Origin of the sequence: Streptomyces sp. MMBL 11-1 (genome assembly GCF_028622875.1) — a bacterium.
Classification (GTDB): Bacteria; Actinomycetota; Actinomycetes; order Streptomycetales; family Streptomycetaceae; genus Streptomyces.
This window is the reverse complement of record NZ_CP117710.1, coordinates 37,726-56,527: the sequence shown is the minus strand read 5'-3', so window position 1 is coordinate 56,527 and position 18,802 is coordinate 37,726. Positions and strand designations below refer to the sequence as shown.

The 18,802-nt window shown below is 68.7% G+C and carries 15 protein-coding genes and 1 tRNA gene; 13 read left to right on the top strand and 3 right to left on the bottom strand.

Annotated features, from left to right (window positions below; all coding sequences use genetic code 11):
* Positions 1-700: 700 nt before the first annotated feature.
* The 3 genes from PSQ21_RS35605 to PSQ21_RS35595 all read left to right on the top strand — a co-directional run bounded on the left by PSQ21_RS35605 (position 701) and on the right by PSQ21_RS35595 (position 5,893).
* On the top strand, positions 701-3,292 hold the full coding sequence (locus PSQ21_RS35605) for an MXAN_6230/SCO0854 family RING domain-containing protein (RefSeq protein ID WP_274036289.1): 2,592 nt from the start codon (positions 701-703) through the stop codon (positions 3,290-3,292).
* A gap of 193 nt (positions 3,293-3,485) precedes the next feature.
* Positions 3,486-4,148: a hypothetical protein gene (locus PSQ21_RS35600; protein ID WP_274036287.1), complete on the top strand. Its 663-nt coding sequence runs from the start codon at positions 3,486-3,488 to the stop codon at positions 4,146-4,148.
* A gap of 995 nt (positions 4,149-5,143) precedes the next feature.
* Positions 5,144-5,893, top strand: a complete 750-nt coding sequence (locus PSQ21_RS35595) for a nuclease-related domain-containing protein (RefSeq protein ID WP_274036285.1) — start codon at positions 5,144-5,146, stop codon at positions 5,891-5,893.
* Positions 5,894-5,944: 51 nt separating this feature from the next.
* Here PSQ21_RS35595 and PSQ21_RS35590 read toward each other — a convergent pair whose 3' ends face one another.
* Positions 5,945-7,270 carry a hypothetical protein gene (locus tag PSQ21_RS35590; protein WP_274036284.1) on the bottom strand — a complete coding sequence of 442 codons (1,326 nt, stop codon included), beginning with the start codon at positions 7,268-7,270 and terminating at the stop codon, positions 5,945-5,947.
* Positions 7,267-7,731 (bottom strand): hypothetical protein, encoded by a 465-nt coding sequence (locus PSQ21_RS35585; RefSeq protein ID WP_274036282.1) that lies wholly within the window; start codon positions 7,729-7,731, stop codon positions 7,267-7,269. The genes PSQ21_RS35590 and PSQ21_RS35585 overlap by 4 nt, the downstream gene beginning before the upstream one ends.
* Positions 7,732-8,682: 951 nt before the next feature.
* On the opposite strand from PSQ21_RS35585, the gene PSQ21_RS35580 reads away from it, so the two are divergent.
* The 5 genes from PSQ21_RS35580 to PSQ21_RS35560 all read left to right on the top strand — a co-directional run bounded on the left by PSQ21_RS35580 (position 8,683) and on the right by PSQ21_RS35560 (position 12,899).
* Positions 8,683-8,880 carry a hypothetical protein gene (locus PSQ21_RS35580; protein WP_274036280.1) on the top strand — a complete coding sequence of 66 codons (198 nt, stop codon included), beginning with the start codon at positions 8,683-8,685 and terminating at the stop codon, positions 8,878-8,880.
* A 163-nt stretch (positions 8,881-9,043) separates the two neighbouring features.
* The gene (locus PSQ21_RS35575) at positions 9,044-9,322 is read left to right on the top strand and encodes an HU family DNA-binding protein (protein ID WP_274036277.1); all 279 of its coding nucleotides are present in this window, start codon (positions 9,044-9,046) and stop codon (positions 9,320-9,322) included.
* A gap of 148 nt (positions 9,323-9,470) precedes the next feature.
* Complete coding sequence (locus PSQ21_RS35570) at positions 9,471-10,205, top strand: hypothetical protein (protein ID WP_274036275.1); 735 nt, start codon at positions 9,471-9,473, stop codon at positions 10,203-10,205.
* Positions 10,206-10,470: 265 nt separating this feature from the next.
* Positions 10,471-12,345, top strand: a complete 1,875-nt coding sequence (locus tag PSQ21_RS35565) for a hypothetical protein (protein ID WP_274036273.1) — start codon at positions 10,471-10,473, stop codon at positions 12,343-12,345.
* A gap of 2 nt (positions 12,346-12,347) precedes the next feature.
* A complete protein-coding gene (locus tag PSQ21_RS35560; RefSeq protein ID WP_274036271.1) occupies positions 12,348-12,899 on the top strand; it encodes a hypothetical protein in 552 nt (183 codons plus the stop codon).
* Positions 12,900-13,434: 535 nt separating this feature from the next.
* On the opposite strand, the gene PSQ21_RS35555 is transcribed toward PSQ21_RS35560, so the two are convergent.
* Positions 13,435-14,733 (bottom strand): hypothetical protein, encoded by a 1,299-nt coding sequence (locus PSQ21_RS35555; RefSeq protein WP_274036269.1) that lies wholly within the window; start codon positions 14,731-14,733, stop codon positions 13,435-13,437.
* A gap of 1,393 nt (positions 14,734-16,126) precedes the next feature.
* Here PSQ21_RS35555 and PSQ21_RS35550 point away from each other — a divergent pair.
* The 5 genes from PSQ21_RS35550 (at position 16,127) to PSQ21_RS35530 (ending at position 18,660) form a co-directional block, all read left to right on the top strand.
* Positions 16,127-16,258: a hypothetical protein gene (locus PSQ21_RS35550; RefSeq protein ID WP_274036267.1), complete on the top strand. Its 132-nt coding sequence runs from the start codon at positions 16,127-16,129 to the stop codon at positions 16,256-16,258.
* Positions 16,259-16,971: 713 nt separating this feature from the next.
* Positions 16,972-17,043 (top strand) — tRNA-Arg (locus PSQ21_RS35545).
* A 191-nt stretch (positions 17,044-17,234) separates the two neighbouring features.
* On the top strand, positions 17,235-17,390 hold the full coding sequence (locus PSQ21_RS35540; RefSeq protein ID WP_274036266.1) for a hypothetical protein: 156 nt from the start codon (positions 17,235-17,237) through the stop codon (positions 17,388-17,390).
* Positions 17,391-17,466: 76 nt separating this feature from the next.
* Positions 17,467-17,970, top strand: coding sequence for a hypothetical protein (locus PSQ21_RS35535; protein WP_274036264.1), 504 nt, complete (start codon positions 17,467-17,469; stop codon positions 17,968-17,970).
* Between the two features lie 240 nt (positions 17,971-18,210).
* On the top strand, positions 18,211-18,660 hold the full coding sequence (locus PSQ21_RS35530; protein ID WP_274036262.1) for a hypothetical protein: 450 nt from the start codon (positions 18,211-18,213) through the stop codon (positions 18,658-18,660).
* Positions 18,661-18,802: the final 142 nt, after the last annotated feature.

Sequence of the window (18,802 nt, the reverse complement as noted above, 5' to 3'; positions counted from 1 at the left end):
TTCGGGCACGCCGGTCGTCAGCCGGTGTAGACGGGCTGCTGATCGGCCGCGACGTCAAGTTCGTCCACGTGCGCACCCACCAGTCCGGCGGGAATCCCTGCAACGCGGTCGCCGACCGGGCCGCGAGGCGCCCGCAGCCAACGTGCCGGCACGCGGCTCGGGCCGGCCCCGACTGCCCGGCAGCGGCAGGGCCACCCCGCCCCGCCCGTGCTGGTACGTCACCGGCGGGGCGGTGACCCCTAATCCGCGCTGTCGACACGTAAGAATTGGCAAAAGGCTTACCTACTGCTAAATTAGATCTCGCAGGGCAGCCGACATGCTGGCTTTCCTGCGGAGAGATGTGCAGCGACTCGCAGTCCGTCAGCGGGCTACAAACCCGATGCGACCGCGAAGCTCAGCTTGTACTCTCGGGCCGCGGGGCGGCTCCGTTGCGTGCTTCCTTCTCAAACCCCTGGTATGGAATCCCAGCGCGCTCACTTCCCGCCCCGCATCCGAGGGTTCCGCATGGCACCTCTCCACGCTCCGGCATCTCCAGCCCCCCCGGGCCGGGCCTACCGCACGCCTCACCCGCAGAGCTGACCAGGCCCTGCGTCACCACCGCTCATCCCTCGGCCTTCGACGCCGCCGCATCTGCGCCATCGCCTGCCGAGCGAGCCCGCCCACCGCTGTCCCCGGTCACATCCCGCAGGAGAGGAACGCCATGACGCCCACCACCACCTCGACGACCACATCCACCCGTCACAGCCTCGCGGCGGCGCTCCTCGCACGCCGCGGCACCGTCTATCTCCCTGCTCCAACCAGCCGGCCGTCCGTCGAGACCCTCGCCGGCGTCGCGCTCCTCGACTCCGACCTCCTTGACCGCGGCTACCTCATGTCGGCCGGTCTCCGTCGAGCCCTCACCGAACTCGCCCCGGCGACACTCACCGACCAGGGCAACTCCCTGCTGCAGGACATCGACCGCGCGCTGGGAGCTGACCGCACGCACACCCCACTGTTCCGGAACTTCCCCGACAGCACGCCCGACGACACTGCTGCCCTCTACGTCGACCGCGTCCTGGCGCTGCTCCTCCAGGCACCCGAGCAGCCGTGCGTCCTGTGCGGCACCGCCAGCACGGTGCACCCCGTCTCCCCCTGCGCCCACCTCGTGTGCCGGGCGTGCTTCGACGGGGCAGACGTCTCGGCCTGCCCGATCTGTCAGCGGCGCATCAACGCGGACGACCCGTTCCTGCGCCCCGAGCAGCCCCGCCGGCCCTCCGGCCGCGGCCGCGCGCTGCCCACTCGCCTCCGCGTTCTCGCCCACGGCGGTGACACCGCAGCCCGCTCCGCGGACGTCTCCTCCGAACTGGCCACCCTGCTCTCGCGTCCCACGGCACTGAGCCCGCAGGACATGGACGACCTCAGCCTGTTCCTCGACACCCGTGACCGTACCGACCTGTCGTGGCTGCCCGAGTCGATCCCGGGCCGTGAGACGAAGGCCAGCGTCCTCTCCTGGCTCCTCAACGACCCGGCCGCGTACGACGTGACGCTCCCCGCCCTCGCGGCGAGGATGGACACCGCCACCGACGTTCTTCGCCTGCTCGCGGTCCGCTCGGGAGGCGACGCGGGCCTGGTCATCCTCCCCCGCTTCAAGTCCGTGCCCCGGCCCGTACGCCGAGCACTGCTGGACGTTCTCGACAACCTCGCCCCCCAGCTCGTCGCCGAGGACATGCGCCGGCACCTCACGGCGTGGAAGCACGCCGGAGAAGGACTGCACCCGTTCGAGTACGCCAACCGCTTCCCGAAGACCGCCCTCGCCTTCGCCGATCTTCGCGGCTTCCGCCTGGCGGCCGATTCCCTCACCATGCAGCTGAAGACCACGGCGAACGCGGTGCCCGGAGCGTCGACGGACGGTGACAGGATCCGGATGGGCACCTGGGCAACCGAGGTTGAGCTGGCGCTGTCCCGCTCCGACACCCCGCACGCACTCACGCTGCTCAGCCGACGCCCGGGTGAGCTGCTGCGCCGCCTGGACCACCTACTGCGTATAGCCGGGGGAGAGAGCGTCGAACCGATAGTCCGCGCGCTCGGACACGCCGCTCCCCGTGTGGCCCCGGCCGTCCTGCTCTCCGCGCTCGGCGAGATCCGCACCCGCGCCCGGAAGGCGCCCGAGCAGCGTGTGTTCTTCCCGAAGGGCGGAAACGCCCGGGCTCACATCGTCGCCGACCAGCGGCCTCCGCTGGCCGTCAGCGCGGTCGAACGAGCCGAGGCGGTCCTGACCGGGGAGATCCTGCGCCGGGCCAGCCGTCTGGACCAGGTCGACCTCGCGGTCGTCGACGCCGAGCTCGATGGGGTGATCGCCCCGTTCGCGGAACGCACCGCCTCCCGCTCGCTGGTCACCCTGCCGCGAGGCAGTGAACTGCTCATGCCCGCCGGGCGGACCATCCGTCTCTTCCTCCACTGGATGGAGAGCGACACCTCCGGCGTTACCGACCTCGACCTGTCCGTCGCCATGTACAGCTCCGAGTGGAAGCACGTCGGGACCTGCGACTACACCAGCCTGCGCTATGGCCGCAACGCCGCCGTGCACTCGGGTGACCGGCAGGACGCCCCCGCCCCTGAGGGCGCGAGCGAGTTCGTCGACCTCGATCTGGACCGGCTGGCCGCGGCAGGCGTCCGCTACCTGGTGGCCGCCGTCTACTCGTACAACGACGTCCCCTTCGACGCCCTCGATGAGGCCTTCGCCGGTCTCATGGTCCGCGACGAGGCCGGATCTACCGGAAACGTCTTCGACCCCCGCCAGGTAGAGCAGAAGTTCGACCTCGCCGGGCAGGCCAAGGCGTCCGTCCCGATGGTCGTCGACGTGGAGGCCCGCACCATGCGGTGGCTCGACGTCGCCCAGGGAGTCACCGGGACCAACCACGCGGTGCACCGGTACGCCGAGGGCCTCGCCATCCTCGGCCAGGGCCTCACTGGCCTCTTCACCTCGGGGGCACGCGTCGGACTCGGTGAACTCGCGGCCTGGCACGCCGCCGCCCGGGCCAGCGCCGTGATCGTCCGTCACCCCGACGGATCTCACAGTGCCTACCGCCGCGGCACCGAGGAGACCATCACCGACTTCGCAGGACGTCTCGGCACCCCGGCAACCGACGAGGAGCCGGAGCTGGACATCACCCAGGCCACGCTCGCGTTCCTCCTGCGCGGCGACATCCCGCTGCCCAAGAACAGCGAGGTCTTCGCCCTCCACCCGGCCGACCTCGCAGCAGCCGAGGTCCGCCTCCTGGCGGCGCCGGACGTCGCTGCCTCGCTGGGGTAGCCCATCGGGCCCGGCCCAGCAGCAGGAGGCGGGAGAACAGCGAGAAGCTGTTCTCCCGCCTCCTGCGCGTCCACGTACGCCCGGCCCAGAGGCTGGCCCGCCGACCCAACTTCGAGAACGTGGACAACAATTGCTCACGGTTCCCAGCATCCCCGCCTCCAACACGACCTACAGGAAGTGAGAGTCTGTGCTCATGACACGCAGTCGTACCGCCCTGCCCGCAGCCCTGATGACCTGCCTCGTGCTAGCGCTCGCTTCCTGCTCCTCCGGCGACACCGGAGACAGCAAGCCGGCGCAGGACGCCACCGACCGGCCCCTGACGAAGCAGTTCACGCAAGGGGAGATCACTCAGGCGATTCCGGAAGGCCGGGACGCCCCAGCGGAGTACCAGCTCGGCAACCTGGACAAGGGCCTACCCGGGACGGCCGACGACTGCTCTCACGCCGAGGGCGCGGAACCCGCGGGCTGGACGAGAGGCGGAGACACCGACTACCACTACCAGGGCTCCACTCGCTCCCGAATGATGGACCTGAACATCTGCCAGTTCGACACCGCTGCACACGCGCGAAGTGCCTTCTCGTCGTGGACGCACCGCGAGGGACTCACCAAGCACGAACTGAACGCGAAGGTCGGCGAGGAGACCACGTTCCTCATCAACGAGAAGAGCGGATCCGCGTACGCCTACGCCCGGTCCGGAACGGTCAACATCGAGGTAACGATCCAGGACGCCGGCGGGGACGTCACCGACGCCCACGACATGCTGGCCGCGACGCTGAAGCGCCTTCAGCAGGTGCAGTCAGGCAAGCGGCCCACCGCCACGGCGGCGGAGATGGCCGCCAAGGCCGAGCAGCAGTAGCCGGTCCCACCGTTGCCCCGCCCCCGCGGGCAAGGCCACACGCGGCTCCTTGCGTGGGCGATGCCCTGCGCTCAGGGGCGGTGGCTGTTGTGCATACCGTCAATCTCCTGTACAATCTTACTTGTCAAACTCGTTCGGCTCGCGCCTCCGAGAATCCGGAAGGCAGCCCCCGACAGCCCCTCCGCCCCGACATCCAGTTCGGTCATATCCGCGCGAAAGGACGACAACCGTATGAAACTCCACGCAAATGGCCACACCGGAAATCGGGCCCGCGCCTTGGCGGCACAGGAGCGCCGCAGCTCCAACGCGAGCGGGTTCCACCAGGCCGGGACCAAGGGGAAACGGGACCGCAGGGGGGCGAGGCGAGCCGCGATCCGGTACTCCCGCGAGGCGGGCTAGCTCCCGGGAGTATCCCGCTCGGTCCCTCTGGCCGAGAGAGCATGCGCCACGCAGCAGAAGGTGATCCCCGCGCTGGCAGCCCGGGGATCTTTTGCATGTCCGGAATCGCCCATCGAAGCCGGTGGGCCCCTGTGGTCAACAAGGCGTCGAGCCGCCGACGCTGACGCTGCCGTCCTGACCCCGCTCTTGCCCCTCGTACCTGGTGAAACGGCCAAAACCCGGGCGCAGAGCCAGGGGGCGACATCGCGACGGCCGCCAGAGAAGCTCGGCGGGCTGACGCGTGGCCCACCGAGATGGCCCGGGTCGGAAGGACTGCTCGCCGGGAGAGCTGAGCGGCCCGCCGTCCCGGCGCCGGATCCGCCGGCGCAGATTCGGGTCGAAGCGTGGAGAGCCACCGCAGGAGCGGCGGTTTCGCAGGGCGCGAACCCGGGCGGAGCGTGACTCCCGGAGAGGCGAGGTGGCCCAGCCGCAGGCGAACAGACCACCGATGTGGGGGGCGCGGCCTCCCGCGGCGGCATCCGGCCGTCCGCGATCCGTGTACACAGGGCCGGATCGGCAGCATCGCCAGCACGTCGACCGATGCAGAGGAGCCCATCATGCCCACGCCGCCTTCCAGACGCCGGAGTGGTGCGGGCGCGAGCGCCCAGGTGATGGCAGACGCCATACGAGCCGAAGAGCGGCGCAAACAGCACCGCACCGCCTCATGGGTGCTACCCGTCTCCTCGGTCCCGTCGGCGATCGCGGCCTACCTGACGGCGGACGTCGCGGACTGGCGCGCGGGCAGCGCGGTCTTCGTCATCGCCATGGCCGCGGTCCTCCGCCGCCTCTACCGCAGCAAGGGCAGCTCCTGGGCCACCGGCGCCGCCGGGGAACGCCGGACCCGCCGTACCCTCGCACCCCTTGTCTGGTTCGGGATCGGCCGATGGGTCGTACTGCATGACCGGCAAATACCGCGATCAAGGGCAAATCTTGACCATTTGGTCATTGGTCGGAGTGGCCCCTCGTATATAGACACGAAGTCGTGGAGGTCGAAATCCTCCAAGGTCCGCATCGACGCCCGTGGGAGCCTCTGGTACGGGCGCTACCCGCAGCAACGCGCCGTCGCCACAGTGGTCTGGGAAGCCCAGCGCGCCGCAGAAGTGCTCGGCCACCCGGTGCGGCCCATCATCGCCGTCCACCACGCAGCCATTCCCCGCGGCGGACTCGTCAGCGACGGCGTCACCATCGTCCAGGCCACCGAGCTGCGTCGGCACCTGCGGTCCCTGCCCACAGAGCCCGGATGGAACCGACGCCGCATCCGCGCAGCGGCACGCCTCGCCAACGTGCGGCTGCGCCCCGCCGCATGACCGATCGCTCCTCGCTCCCGAATCTTGCCGAGCAGGTGAACGACGTGCGTATCAGGCCGCCAGATTCAGCGGGAGGCGACGTCGGGTCGGCTCGACGGCCAGCGCCGGGCTCGGGCCGGTGAGCAGACCGAGGAACTCCTGCCTGCGTGCTCGATGCCGACGCAACCGAGACGTGAGCAGGGAATCCCGCTTCCGCAGTCGACCCAATCGCTCGCGTGCGGCAGCGGCAGTCGCTCCGGCGCGCTGCTTGCCCGCAGCGATACGCAGGGCACCTCCGTCGGGCCGTGACAGGTAGTGCAAGGCGAGAGCCCGCAACACGGCCGATGCCCGCTGAGATGTTGCTGCCGGAGCGGACGCCGAAGTGGTCGGTCCCAGCCGGACCTGGGCGGGCAGGTGGTCGGGGGACGTGGGGGTGATGTCATCGCTTCGGCGGCCGTGAGCCCAGCCGCCGCTGAGCCGCACTCCGTTGACGGACGGCTCATCGGCGCATGCCCGGGGCGAAGTTCCGCTCATCGGGCGGCCGTAGGAGATGTAGATGCCCTGTGGGATCGCCTGCGAGTAGTCGTAGAGGTCCGGCCCCACGGTGAAGGTCCCGCGTACACGTCCGCCCTCGACCTCGTAGACGACGCGCCCGGGCAGAACACCGACCTCCTTCTCGCGAACGGTCAGGATGCCCATCGGCACACCGTCCGGCCCGAGGAAAGGCACCCGTGCAGCCCCCGTCACGGGCGGCTGGACATCCGGCTGGCGGCGCCGGACCAGGCCGACGACCTGCCGGATGCACCGCCTGGCGGCCGCGCGATCGTCGCGGACCGTCTGCAACTCGGCCTGCAGCCGCGCAATCTGCCGATCTTCGTACCTCACCTGATCAGCCGCCCTACTGCGAGCGGCAGCACGGACCAGAAGGGCCCGATCGTCACGCCTGTGCCAGTGCTTGACGACCGCGACGACCACCGCCTCGGTAAGTGCCCGAGCTCCGTCCGGAATACGCCGTGTGCGCCCGCCGTCGCTTCGGGCGACCGCATCGGACGTGAGGAAGTGATCACGGCGTGAGACCGTGCGGGGGTTGATGACGTCGGTGTACCCGTGAATACGGACGCCGTGCACGATGGGCTCGTCGGAGCACGGAGCTGACCAACTGGCGCTCCCCTCGGCGTCACCGAACCGGACCCGCACGGCCGTCGGGATGACAGGGCCGCCGTTCGGTGTGCTGGGAACCACGACGACGGTGCCGCGGACGTGCCGGCCGAGAATCTCGTACCGGCTCTGACCGTGCTCCAGGACGCTCATCTGGATCGTCAGCACACCGAAACCGGGCAGGGCCACCTCTTGCGGTTCAGAGGGCCGGCTTCTCCATTCGGCGGGTGCGCTTCTCATGAGAGGTCCGGGTCCTGGGTGAGAACCTGCGTGCTGCGCCCGGCAGCATCCGTCACGTCCCAGAGGGCTTCTGTGATACCGGTGTCGAGCTGTCGTTCACGTGCCTGGTCAGCGGCACCCTGGTCGTTGATCGCACAGTCGATGGAGATGCTCCAGGAGGCGATGTAACTGTCGGGGGCGGTGTCCCGAGGCGGGATGTTCGGGACCAGGACCAGCGACCCGAGGTCGAGGGCCGCCTGCCAGCCGGCCTGCTGCAACGTTTCGCTGTAGGAGGTGGACATCTCCTCCTCCCGCTTGAATTTTTCCGCGTCGAGCGGGTTGTAGCGTACGACGACGTAGTGGGACTGGTTCTCCAATTCCACTCGCTGGAACAGGACTTCGGCCAGGTCGTGACCGGCCTGCTCAAGCGCGATACGCAGCGCCGTGACTGCGGGGTCGGCGGATGTCGGGGTGCTGCTCATGGGACCTCCGGAGTGCTCGGGAAACGGTGGGGTGGGGGTGAAGTCGAAGGAGCGCGGCTACGTGCCGTGCAGGGGTGGCCGGAGAGGGAGCGCCGACGGCCCGAGGTAGATGATCGAGCGTGGGTTCTCGGGCTGGAGATGCCTCTCGACCCAGAGCAAGGCCAGCGCCTCGACCGAGCAGGGGCTCCTCGGAGTCGGCGCTCTCGGTCTTCCAGAGGACGAGTACCCAGTGGTAGGCCTGAGACGAATCTGACATCACCGCTCCCAAAGGCGGACGGCCGCAGGCGCCACAGGTGGGGCCTGGTCCGGCGCGGTTGAGTGGGTCTTCCCGTGCCGGCGTTGGAGTGGATGAGGGCGCGATGCCGCGAAGCCAGAGGCGGGATCTCCTGGTTCGACAGCCTCACGCTGGCTGCGGCGGGGGAAGGGTCGAGTTCGTAGGACCGGGTCTCGGTGTCGATGTGCCAGGAGAGATCGCCCTCGGCATCGGGGCATCCGCAGGCCAACGTGCACACGTGAGTGCGGCTGGGAACGGACAAGGCAGCGCGCAGCGCCTGGGCTACGGCCTGGCTCTCGCGTGGTCGTGCGCATCCGTCACGGTTCCCCCTTCGAGCCCGGCCCACGGGGCTGGGCCGGGCGACACCCGGCTATTGACAACTAAAAATATACATGACGTGTACCGGTCCGTCAAAGTGCGCCCTACTGAATCGACCTGACTGCAGGCATGGATGGTCGATCGGTGCTGCTAGGTGTAGGGGTGAGGATGACGACAGTCGGTGGCCTGCGGTCCATCGGGACGTAAAGTCTAGTTTGACAACACGCCGCCATCCGATAAAATGGCTTCAGTCGATCGCGGACGCAGCCTCCGAACGCTTGGGGCGCCGTGAGCTGCCTGCAGGGGTATGTGCGTAACATCGCACCGCTGAACCTGCCAGAGTTCGGAGGGTGTGAACGATGAAGCGGAAGAGGTCGAGCGGTGCGAGGAGTTCATCTCTTCTTGTAGTCCTCGGTGCGATCGCCTTCATCGCCGCGACCGTCGCGGTGAGCGTGGAAAGCCCGACCGTCTTCGTCGCCGGCCTGGTGATCACGCTGGCCGTCGCCGCGTGGCTCGCTTGGGAGCGATGGCTCCAGTCGACCCGCCGCGAACGGTAGAGCCAAGACTCTTCGGCCCCCGCCGTGCCCGCTCGCCTGGCGCGAGCAGTATCCCGGGCCCACAGCAATACAACGATCAGATCGAAAGCCGGTTCCGACGCGACGACTCGCTTCCGGCCCATTCTCACAATGCCGAACTGGCACGCACGATAGGAGTCTCTTCATGAACCGCAGCGAACTGGTGGCCTCAATCTCCGAGCGCGCCGACGTCTCCCGCACGGCCGCCGACGCAGTCCTGGCCGCCCTCGCCGAGACCGTGGGCGACATCGTCGCCAAGGGCGACGAGAAGGTCACCATCCCCGGCTTCCTCACCTTCGAGCGCACCCACCGCGCCGCCCGCACCGGGCGGAACCCCCAGACGGGCGCGATCCTCCAGGTGCCGGCCGGCTACGGAGTCAAGGTGTCGGCCGGCTCCAAGCTCAAGGCGGCCGCGAAGGGCTAGTCCGTCCACGCCTCGCTGCTCGCACTGGGGACGAGTTCTGCCGCTGGGGCGGCCGTCGCGACGGCCGCCCCAGCGGCATCCCTGACAAGAAAAAGCTTGGTGAAACCCTGTTAGAGTTTGGTCGCCAAACTAGTCGAGGAGGGGTGGCATGAACCAGGCCCTCACCGTGCTTGAGCTGGAGATGGAACAGCTCCGCAACGATGCACGAGCGGCACACGAAGATGGTGACCACGCGACCGTGCGTACCGCCTGCGAGCAGCTCCGCCTCGCGGAGAACGCCTGGTACACGCGGATCGGCCAAGTGCCCCAGCACGCTGCCCAACCGCGGCTCCAGAGCAAGGAGCGCATGCGCCTCACGCTGGCGGTCATCGGCGTTCCCGCATCTCCGAAGGAGATCCGGCAGGTCACCCGGGCCTTCACCGGGGAGGACTTGCCATGGGCGCCGCTGGCCAGCGTCCGGAGGGACGAGCAGCGCCGCTACAGCACATCCGCACGCGCAGCCAACTACATCTGCCCAGCTTTGAAGGCAGACGACTTCACGCCCATGCGCGGCCTGTACGCCTTGAGCGAGTGGCCCCTGGAGCGCCGCCTCCGTGCCCCCACGTCTGCCCGAGTCGACTTCCTCAATATGGTCACTCGTCTCGCCGCTCACGATCAGAGCAGCTCACCCCCGGTACAGGCACTCCTGCGACGCATGGCGGACGCCATCCCGGGCGCCGACGTGAACAAGAACGCCTCGATCGCGACGGCCCTCGCCCGGGCGGCCGAGGCCGAGCTGCGCATCATCACCCACGACGACCTGGTCCGACGCGCCGCCGCCGCGCATACCGCCCGGCACCAACTCGACCCGGTCCAACAAATCTTCGGAGCACCCCGCAACTGACCGTACGCACGGTGAGTTATGAGCACGAGCGAAAGGCGAGAGGGTGACAGCGCTGCGACTCACAGGTTGCCGCCGATGCATGGGCTACGACCGGCCCGGGTACATCATGGTGCGCGAAGAGGAGACGGGCTGGAAGCCTGTATGGAAACGCTGCCCCGAGAACTGCACCCAGCAGACACGCGACGCAGAGATCCGACGCATCCAGGAACTGCGGGAACGCGAAGCGGCGGCGACATCAGCCCCAGCCGCGGACCCGAGGCCCCCCGTGACCGAACCTGAGGCTGCCCCTCCCCGTCACCCAGCAGCCCCGCGCCGCCCAGCACCGTACCGAGGCACCCCCACACGAGCGCGCCGCACCACCCCAACTGCCCGGCCCAGCACACGGGCCGCGGCTGCCCCACCACGCCGCTGGCCGGCTGTTGCCCTCGACATCGGCCCCGAAGGCTGGCAACTGGACATCCCCCAGTTCCCGGCCCCCGCCGGAACGAAGCTGACGGACTGGTTCGCGTGGCTGGGCACCGGACTGCCCGTACGCGTCGACCGCGTCCACGACGCCGGCCGCAACGGCGACGGCATCATCTGCCTCTCCGCCTCGGCACTCAAAGCACTCGGCCTCCCGGCGAATCTCCCCACAACGGACAAGTCCCGCGCGCAGCTCTACAAGAAGCTCACCACCGCGGCAGCTGGTGTCGGGATGGAACTCTCGGAAGAGGTCGGCCCGACCATGCACGCCTTCCGCCGCAAGGGTGCCCCCGGCGGGCCGAAGACCTCGGTCCGCATCGTTTTCACGCCCTGGCTCGGGCAAGGTTCCGAGAAGCAGAAGGCCACCAACGACCAGGCCGCCCGACTCGCCTCCGTCGCCGGACAACCGGACGCAGCGGCGCTCGCCCGCCGAACCCGCGCCTACGTCGCCCAGATCGGCGTCGCCCCCGGCTCGACACCGGCAACCACCGGCATGCTCCTCCTGGACGCGGTGCGTCCACGCGAGCACTGGGTCCAGGACGAGGAATCCGGGGAATGGAGCTCACAACTGCGCGACGGCGCACTGCCGTCCGGCGACATCTGCGTTCCGCCTGCCGCCGGGGCACGCCACCCCCTCACCCGTGACCTCCAGCAGAAGAACGAGGCCGTGTGCCAGGAAGAGGACTTCAAGTTCTGGGCTCGCCCCCTGACCGAGAACGAGAAAGCGATGCCGTACGCCGTCGTCGTCGACACCTGCGCCTCCTACCTGGCCGTCACTGAATCGCTGCGCCTTCCGGCGGGCCCGCTGAAGCACCACACCAACGCAGTCTGGGACCCCAAGGTCTCCGCTCTGTGGTGGTGCGACTTCTCCCAGATCGCTGTTGACGAGGACCTGCCGCACCCGGCGAGCTTCGACGGGCAACCACCACAGGGGCCCGGCTGGTACGCGACACCCACCGTCGCCTACATGGTCACCGAGTACGGATACAACCCCGCCGAGATCACCGAGGGTTACCTGTCCACGCACACAGTCCCTCTCCTCAAGGAGTGGACCGGCCGAGTACGCGCCAGTTACAAGCAGGCCTATGCCGAACTCGGCCTCTTCGATGGCCAAGACCCGCAGGAGTTCCTCGACGCCTATGCGGCCCACAAGCAGACCGGCGACGACCCCGACGCCGTTGACGCACTGGTACTCGCCACGCTCATCAAGGAGCTCTACAAGGGCGGCATCGGCAAGTGGACGGACAGGGCCCGTAAGTCCATTGAAGACGACGAAGTGTGGCTCAAGAAGATCGTCGCCAAGTGGCACTACCGGCCCGAGATCCGCTTCACCATCATCGCCGCCGCCCGCATCGCAGCCCACCGCCGTATGCGCAAGACCTTCAAGCTGACCGGCCGCGTCCCCTTCGCCGTGAACGTCGACGCCTCCTTCTACGCCGCCATGGAACCCACCCCCCTGGAACTGCTTATCTTCACCGACGCCGGTAAGCCCGAACCTGGAACGCTCCGGCTCGGCATCGCGCCCGGCTCCTCCAAGCACGAGGCGAGCATTCCCATGGACGCGGTCGTCGAGGCGATGGACGCCGGGGACCACCCCTCCCGTCTCACCCACCACTACGGGACCGACGGACAGCCGGTGGGCGATGACGGCCAAACACCCCCCGAGGAGGCTGCCTAGACATGTCCGCCAACGACCCGAAGATCGGCGTGGTGGCCCGTGTCAGGGAGAACCTCTTCCGAGGCAGAACCCCGGTCCGCACCACGACGCAAACCGCCCACGTCCTGGAGCGGAAGTACGGCGGCAACCGCCAGGCGATCGCCGCCGCGTACGGCGTCCACCCCGCGACCGTGGGCCGCTGGTTGAAAGGCACCCGCACGCCCCAAGGCGAACACGCCGAGCGACTTCGCGCCGAGGCCACCGAAGTGCAGACCACAGAACGGGGGCGGCAGATCCGAGCACGCCAGATCGAGAAGGCCGCCGTCGGCGCCAACGCCGAAGTCGACCGCGCCACGACGTTCGAGATCCGCGGCTCCGGCGCTGTCCGCTCCGGCTACGTCCCCCTGCGCCTCTCCGCCGACGAGCTGGCAGCCCTCACACTGGCAGATTCGGATGCCGAAGCTGAACAGATCATCGGCGAAGCAATGGCGCGATACTTCAACGGCGGCGGAAGCTACGCTGGGTTCCACTGGGACGATTTCGCGTGGGAACCCGGAGATTTCCGCCTCACCTGATGTCCCCAAGTCGACCTGAAAGGCTGATAGATGAGCAGCGGGCCGCCTGTGAGGCGCACTCTCACGTTCGACGCAGACACCTGGGACCGAATCGGAAGGATCGCGCGAGAACTGGGCACATCCCCGGATATACTCATCGCGGGGGTGGCAGCTCGGATTGAGCTCTCACGGGACGGGGATCTCAGGATTGTTCCCCGCGGGTAACATACATCACCCACTCGGCAGGACTGCAGGCGCCAGGCCGTCTCAGGTGCGCAGACGTCATGATGCTGCGGGAACTCGCCAGGACGCCGGACGCAGCCCGCTCGCGTGAGCAGCAAGAGAATGCCGGTCCTGTTTCTGGCGGGCAGATAGCGGGGAGCGGAGATGGGCGACCAGGACTCGGTCACCGTGAGAAACGTCGTCACGGCCTGGGGGAGAGACACACCGACGGGGGCCCGAGCAGCCGTGCTCCGTCTGCGGTACCGAGCGGTCGGGAACGACTGGGGACACTCGGGCGCGTCCAAGAGACCGACCCGGATGCGCGAGCCCGGGGTCACCGGGGACGAGCTTGCCGTCGCCGCACAGCAGCGCCAGAGCCGCCTGGCCCAGTCGGGGCGCCGGCGGTGCGAGCCCACAGCTCGTCGGGGGAGTCGAACCCAAGGACCTCGTCCTCGGCGCCCGGCATCCGTCGCGCCGGCGGGACCTCGAACAGCGATTCAGGGGTGCCGTGGTTGAAATCCAGCGGAACCAGCCACGCGGCCGCAGTATCGCGTTCATGCGGGGTGAAGGAGTCGTGCGGCCGAAGGCCGGGTGTGGAGGCGATGCGCAGGTACTCGCCGTCCTCGCCGTAGCGGGGCACCTCACACAGCAGCCCGTCCCGCTCGGTGATCACCGACAGGATCTCCTCACGCAGCCTTGCAGTTGCATCGAGGGTCAGGCGTGCCGGGTCGACGAGCGCGAACAATTCACCCCCGGCCGGTGAGCCGAACCCTCCGACGTTCTCATCGCGTTCCAGCGCCGCACACGCGACCTCCTGCAAGAGCGTCCTGCCAAGGGCCGGGGCGGCCTCCTCGGTGCATTCCACTGTCGGGGTCGGTGTGCCATCGTTCTGGTCGGCCGCGAGTTCAACGGGAAGGCTGTCGTCGCCCCAGGGACGCCACGGCCTTCCGGCCGCGTCGACCACCGGCTCCTGACGGCCATGGCCAAGGCGCAGGCGGAGCTCCTGATCGGCCCCCAGCAGCCCCGGACGCCGGAAGAGCGCTGACAGATACGCCTCCGATCCTTCCAACTGCTCCTCGTCCGCCTCCTGGAAGTCGACTTCATCGGCCACCCATTCGTCCGGGCCGGAGAACAACAGTTGCGACCGCGACGGCAGTCCCTCGGCAAGGCTGCCGAGGGCTACCTTCCAGACCGGCCGTGGAACGCCTGAGAGGATGATCCGGCCCTCGCTTCCCGGCTGCAGCAGTACCAGCCGCTGCCGCTCGTGCCGGAAGCGCAGCCCCGGCACCCCGTACGACGCCATGATCTGACTGTCGTGCCGCACGAGCGCGGCCAACAGATCGGTCAGTGCCTTTGGGTCCACCCGCACGTCCAGCTCGTGTGACCGCGGGGTGACATGCAACAACCCGAACCTTCCAGCGGCGGACAGCGAGGCTGGCACGACGCTGCCGAAGGCGCGCACCCACCGCGCGAATACCTGCGCCTCGAACAGCATTTGCTCTTCCGTGGCGGCGGGCGGAATCAGAGGCGCGTCGACACCTACCGCCGCAAGTTCCGCCCTGGCCGTGGCATAGGGCTCGTTGGTGTACTGCATGCGCACCCGCGCACGCGACTTGAGCACGTCGTTCGACACGTGAAGTCCTTCTGCTGCGCATCCGGCCCTGCACAGCGAAGGAACAAAAGGGAGAGAGCGAGGTGAAGCGATCATCTACCCACGAAGTCCTGTTGCTGCTTGGCGTGGCCAGGCCCCGTTTTGCCGCTTTGACTACGTCGCCCGGACCGGCGGGGACGCATCTGCGACAAGGCTTTCCGATAGCCCTCCGGTACAGGCTGCCACGGGAGTTTCGTCCCTTGCAACACCTCGCAAGCCGGTCCGGTCCATCAGCCTTGGGCTATCTCAGAGCTGACCGACACAGGAGTTGACGGTGTCCGTCCACCCCGCCGCCGGGTCGTCCGTCTTACGGCGCCCCGGTCGTCCTGGCCGCCCGCCCCCGCAGGAGGGAGGTGTCCACGGTCATCGGGCCCCGCCTGCCGACCCTGCACCGCGACGCCACGCCACGCCTTCGCCGCCGCCCGCCGCACGGCCTCACCGGCCTGACGGGCTCTCACCGGCCGCCGCCTGGCTGTTGTACGGGCCCGCCGACCCGCACCTGCTCCTCGCACTGGACCGGGGGCTTCTGCTTGCCGCGCCGCGGCGGCGGGCGTGCCGCCGGTCCTGGCCCGGCGGGGCTGCCCGGCCCGGGTGCTGGGGATCCTCTCGTGGCGCTGCGCCGCGCACCGTCACCTTCACCGTGGAGGATCTGCTGGGACTGGCCGCCGCGGATCCCGCCGAGCTCCACCCGGACCAGGCCAGGCGGTGAGCACGGGCGGGGACACTGGCCGCCCAGGCGCCCGGGCCAGCCCGCGGCGATCCTGCCGATGCTCGGCCGTGCCCCCTGGCTTCCCCGTTCGGTGCTCGCCCACCACCCACCGCTACCCGGCGTACGCCGGCCGCCCCGCCTCGATGGCCGTGCTGTGGGTTCGCCGGTGTGGTGCTCGACACGTGGCCGCTGTCCACAAGCAGGCCGTTCCAGCTCGCCTTATGACAGAGAAGATGGCTTCCGTCCAGCCGATAGCGCATGCTCTCGATGAGGCCGCGCGAGCGGTGTATCAGCTGCCGTGGCCGCGCGGCGACCGGGCGCGGATCCGCTACCTGATGCGGCACCGGCACATGGCGCTTCCCGACGTGGCGGACTGGCTTCACATGCCGTTGTCGAGCGTGACGGACCATCTCAGGCTCGGTCCCTGCTCCCACGCGCGGGAGTGTTCTGTCGGCGCGCGGCTGCGGGCCGAGGTGCTGCGCCTGGGACGGCCGGCCATGCTTGATCACGCCCGGGCCGGCGCCGTGACTACGGGAATGATGGTCCATACCCGCGCGCGGTTCGGGTACCGCAACGTGCCCGGCGGCCGCGATGGAGCGCGTGTGCGGCTGATCACCCAACTCGTCCGTCCTGGTGAGGCGTGTGCCCTGCTGGACGCCCACAGGGATGGGGCGCCGGAGACGGAACTGCACCGGCTTCTCCAGCGCGGCCTACTTCCGGCCGGACAACACCAACAGCATCGACTGGATGTTCGACCTGGGCAAGCTGGACTTCATCGACGTCGACCTCACAGCCTGACGCGTCGTCCCGGCCTGATTCCCTCGCCGTCGCGCCTGCCTCGGCGCTACTGCGCCCGTCTCTACCGTCCGATCGGACAGCCCACCTCGGGGTGCTAGTGATCGCGGCCCTGGCTGCTCCCTGACCGCAGTGGTACGACGTCCTTTCACCGTCGCCCACCGCGCGTACCTGCGTGTCCTGCCCACGGACGGGCGCCGTTCACCGCGGCGGTGCCGCCCTCGGCTGCGGGAAGCGTCTGTCGCGATCCCCGGTACCCGGTCCGCAATGCAAGGTGTTCACCGCCGTGCCGCGAACCGCGAGCACCCCCCTCATGACAATTGAAAATTGACATGAGGGGCGGTTGCGGGATATTCTTTTGCATGTCCGAAGCGGGCGATCGACCCCTTCCTCCGTCAGTCGGTGGAGAGCGCCGATTCGCTTCGTCTTGCAGGTCCGTAGCTCAGTGCGGAGAACGTCCCCCACGCCGGGGGCGGGTCAGGGCTTCAATCCCCTTGGATCGCGATGCGTTGGCGTGCGCGCCTACAGAGGCGATGTCCCCGTTGAGAGGGCGCACGCCAACACAAAGGGTGAGCCTGCCCGGTTGATCCCCGGTGCGGGTTGAAGGAGGGAAAGCGCGTCCTCGTGGAGTAGTCCGGCTTGTCTCGGCCTCTCTCAAGGGGGAGACCGCGGGTTGACATCCCGCCGAGGGTACGCACCAGCGGCACACCACGCTCGCTCCTGTCGTCCAACGGAGAAGACACCGGACTACGGATCCGGAAATCGGGGTTCGATTCCCCGCAGGAGCACTCACCGCTTCCCCACGAGCGGTGGTCCGGCCCGCCGGGACGGGATACGCGACCGCACGGCCCCCTTACCGTGCACCGACTCGCTTCCCGTCCCGGCGGACACGCCGGGCAGTGGTACGGGCAGGTTCGGCCTGTCGCCCACGACCTGAGCTGACCGAACGAGCTGCCACGCCGTCTCTCCTACCGACCCCGTGGGCGGTAGTCGCTGGGCGGCCGGCCCGGAGTCCCTCGCCGATCTCCTCCTCGCTCCGGGCGCCGACGCCAACCAGATGGTCGTCAACTCGCGGACGAATTCGGCGATCGGCCCGCACGCCGCCCGCGTACCCGCCCAGAAGCACACCACCTGAACATCCGGCTGCTTCCGTTCACCCTTTCGGGGGCGTGGTGGCGGCCGCCCCAGCACAAAGCGACGAGAGGATATCCGTGACCAGCAAGACCCAGGCCCCGGCGCTCGACGGCGTGAACTGGCGCAAGCGCGCCTCCGAGCTGCCCGGCCGCTACAAGTACAACGTCGGGATGCTCAAGCCCGAGGAGACCACCAGCGGGCTCGGCTACATGGTCGACTGCAATCAGAGCGAGACGAAGTGGGCTGCGTATCGCTATACCGCCGACAATTCCCAGTGGTGGGCCGCGCACGGGGATGGCAACCCGCGGGACCTTGTCGCCCGCCTGGAAGTCGCCTACGGCAAGGACTATGCCGCCGTACAGCAGATCGACGGCCGCACCGCCGCCTTCGCCCAGGTCGCCGCGATCGACTGGAACAACGTTCCCGTCGCGGCGGGTGACCACCACGTCTCCCACCTGCTCGCCGCCAAGATCCGCGACTTTAAGAACTACTACCAGCCCGAGTACACGCATCTGCGATCGACTGTCGAGGACTGGCTCACCCGCTACTCCGCTGCCCACGCCCACCGGCCGGAGAACTGACCACGGCCGACAGCTCTGGACCACCGCCCGGCTGCGTGCGGCATGTCCCGATCAGGTCCGAGCAGCAGGGGATGCCGGACGTACCAGCGCATGGCGATCTCGGAACCGAAGCGCTCCCGTCATTTCTGCATCAGCTGCCTCCGTACGGAGACCAGCCCCTCGTGCTTCCGCCGGTCTTGGTGCTCCGAGACGCCGGACTGCTGATCACGTCACCCAATACGAAACGGAGTTCTGATACCCATGCCCCGCTGGAAACTGTCACAGCGGCAGACACTGCCCTCGCCCGCAGTGGCACAAGGTCCGCCCGCGCCCTCGGGACCGAACGGCTTCTGGCTTACCGACCCAGGCTTCCGTGACCGTCTGCACAGCGCGACGCTGATCCTGCTCGACCTCATCGAGGGCGCCCTGAATGACGGCTTCCCGCTCACTGAAGCCCTCGATGACGTCGGCAACCATGCCGAGCACATACTGGGCGTCCCCAGCCCCTACGGCATCCTCGTAGAAGCCGAAGCCGCCGCGCTGATTGTCCAGGCCTCCGGCCTGGAAGCCGGATCCCCCTTCGGACTGGCTATCGCACAAGGGCTTGCCAGCGTCGGACGGCTTCCCGTTGATCAGCAGCAGCAGTGTGTCCGTGCCGCCTCCCGCCGCTACGCGATCACCGCGCCCTCCCGCTCACCGCACTCTCGGTGAAGAGATCCCAGACGAGGAGAGAATGAATCATGGTGATGTGCAAGAAGTGCGGTGCGGAAAAGCACCGTTGGTCCCGTCTGTGCTCCCGGTGCCGCCGTTCTCAGTCGGACCGGCGGGATGCGGCTGCGGACGCTGGTGAACT

What these genes read in the sequence shown, in the direction of transcription:
- PSQ21_RS35605 (WP_274036289.1), top strand. Translation starts at nt 701, where the DNA reads ATGACGCCCACCACCACCTCGACGACCACATCCACCCGTCACAGCCTC.
- PSQ21_RS35600 (WP_274036287.1), top strand. Translation starts at nt 3,486, where the DNA reads ATGACACGCAGTCGTACCGCCCTGCCCGCAGCCCTGATGACCTGCCTC.
- PSQ21_RS35595 (WP_274036285.1), top strand. Translation starts at nt 5,144, where the DNA reads ATGCCCACGCCGCCTTCCAGACGCCGGAGTGGTGCGGGCGCGAGCGCC.
- PSQ21_RS35590 (WP_274036284.1), bottom strand. Translation starts at nt 7,270, where the DNA reads ATGAGAAGCGCACCCGCCGAATGGAGAAGCCGGCCCTCTGAACCGCAA.
- PSQ21_RS35585 (WP_274036282.1), bottom strand. Translation starts at nt 7,731, where the DNA reads ATGAGCAGCACCCCGACATCCGCCGACCCCGCAGTCACGGCGCTGCGT.
- PSQ21_RS35580 (WP_274036280.1), top strand. Translation starts at nt 8,683, where the DNA reads ATGAAGCGGAAGAGGTCGAGCGGTGCGAGGAGTTCATCTCTTCTTGTA.
- PSQ21_RS35575 (WP_274036277.1), top strand. Translation starts at nt 9,044, where the DNA reads ATGAACCGCAGCGAACTGGTGGCCTCAATCTCCGAGCGCGCCGACGTC.
- PSQ21_RS35570 (WP_274036275.1), top strand. Translation starts at nt 9,471, where the DNA reads ATGAACCAGGCCCTCACCGTGCTTGAGCTGGAGATGGAACAGCTCCGC.
- PSQ21_RS35560 (WP_274036271.1), top strand. Translation starts at nt 12,348, where the DNA reads ATGTCCGCCAACGACCCGAAGATCGGCGTGGTGGCCCGTGTCAGGGAG.
- PSQ21_RS35550 (WP_274036267.1), top strand. Translation starts at nt 16,127, where the DNA reads ATGGGGCGCCGGAGACGGAACTGCACCGGCTTCTCCAGCGCGGCCTAC.
- PSQ21_RS35530 (WP_274036262.1), top strand. Translation starts at nt 18,211, where the DNA reads ATGCCCCGCTGGAAACTGTCACAGCGGCAGACACTGCCCTCGCCCGCA.